Origin of the sequence: Acidiplasma cupricumulans, assembly GCF_001402935.1 — an archaeon.
Classification (GTDB): domain Archaea; phylum Thermoplasmatota; class Thermoplasmata; order Thermoplasmatales; family Thermoplasmataceae; genus Acidiplasma; species Acidiplasma aeolicum.
In genome coordinates, this window is the sequence record NZ_LKBH01000212.1 from 1 (window position 1) to 1,856 (window position 1,856).

The following is a 1,856-nucleotide window of genomic DNA, read 5'->3' on the forward strand; positions in this document are numbered from 1 at the left end:
GTGAATTTAATTTAAATTAACATTTAAATAGAATGAATTACGCTATTTATTATAACCGATTAAAAAATTAGATAGTTTAAATTAATAATAAACTCCATTAATTGTATAGTAAATGCATAATATATCAATAACAAAAAAGAAATTAGAAAATATCAAGTCTAAATAGTTAAATGTAAATGTACGTATAGTTAATTTTCGAATAATATAAAAATAAAAACGGAAAAATATGGAATAATCATAGGTTTATGGCATTTAAGTAAAGTACTTATTCTAATCTCTCTATAATTGCACCGTTGGCCATGCCACCTCCCTCGCATATGGCTATCAAGCCATATCTGTATTTTTTATCATCCATTATATTAAGAAGGGTTGAAACTATCCTGGTGCCAGTTGCACCCAGTGGGTGCCCAAGTGCTATTGCCCCCCCGTTTATATTTACTTTATCATGATTTACACATAATTCCTTTTCCCATGCCAAAACAACCGATGCAAATGCCTCGTTAACCTCAAAAACATCTATGTCATCCAGTGTTAATCCTGTTCTCTTTAGAACTTTTTCAGTGACAGGAATTGGGCCTGTGAGCATGGTTACCGGATCAACACCAACAGCTGTAACGTTTTTTACCACAGCCCTTGGCTTCAGGTTGTACTTTTCAACTGCAGTTTCAGATGCAAGAATTGCCACACTAGCACCATCAGATATCTGGCTGGCATTTCCTGCAGTAATCATCCTTAAATTGGGGAATGCGGGTGGAAGTTCGTTCATTTTTTCAAGATCGGGTTTTTCACGTACACCCTGATCATAATCAAGTATGGTATTTCCATTATATTTTACTGGGATCATTTCCTTTTTAAGTAATTCTCTGGCCTTTGTGGCCCTAATATGGCTTTCATAGCTCAGTAAATCCATCTCCTGTCTGGATATTTTGAACTTCTTTGCTATAAGCTCGGCACCGTATGCCTGGCTGAACCACTCATTGCCGAGATTATATCTTCTCCTTAAACCCTCTGTTATTGGATTCTCCTTTTCGATGGTGCTTAACATTGGCACCCTTGTCATGGATTCCACACCTGAGGCTATCGCAATATCATAATCCCCGGACATAATTCCATTCCTTGCAAATTCGAGGGCCTGAAGGCTTGAACCACACTGCCTGTCAATTGAAACACCCGGGACAGATTCAGGTAATCCCGCAGATAACCATGCATTTCTGGCTATGTTTCCTCCCTGATTGCCGGTCTGGCTTACACAGCCTGTTATAAATTCATCAACATTTTCTGGGTCTATTGAATTATAATCCAGTACCTCACGGGTCAGATTTCCAAGGAGGTCAACTGGATGCACATCCTTAAGAGCGCCATTTCTTTTACCTATAGGGGTTCTCTTTGCATCTATTATATAAACATTTGAGGTATTGCCATTCATATTATAATATATTTGGCATGGCCTTTTATATCTTTCGAGCAGGGAATAAGTATTTTTAATATTAAAAAGATGGCATTTTGTTGAGTATACATGCCTACATTGGTTTAAATTTAGCTATGATATGGATAAAAATAGTCTTAAAAATGAACAGATAGCAGGATTAAACCATATAAATTCCATTGATTCATTAGGCTTGGTTTATAATAATTTTTCCGGAATTTACATTCACACCATTTACTGAATTCTTGCCGGCAGATACATTGGGCATAAAAATAAGAAATGGTATTATTTAGGCAATTTAATTTTATTTTTAGTGCAATATTTTTTTAAATTGTTATCAAATGTGAATAAGGGTACATTATTAATTTTTGATATAAATGATATTATTATATCATTGAAATTTTTGAATTCGTAAATATTATTTGAATTA

The 1,856-nt window shown here is 34.7% G+C and carries 1 protein-coding gene; it reads right to left on the reverse strand.

Annotation, left to right across the window (positions count from 1 at the left end; genetic code table 11):
- Positions 1-265: 265 nt before the first annotated feature.
- The gene (locus AOG55_RS06380) at positions 266-1,426 is read right to left on the reverse strand and encodes a thiolase family protein (RefSeq protein ID WP_055032372.1); all 1,161 of its coding nucleotides are present in this window, start codon (positions 1,424-1,426) and stop codon (positions 266-268) included.
- Positions 1,427-1,856: the final 430 nt, after the last annotated feature.

Coding starts and splice junctions, on each gene's coding strand:
- AOG55_RS06380 (WP_055032372.1), bottom strand. CDS start 1,426: ATGAATGGCAATACCTCAAATGTTTATATAATAGATGCAAAGAGAACC.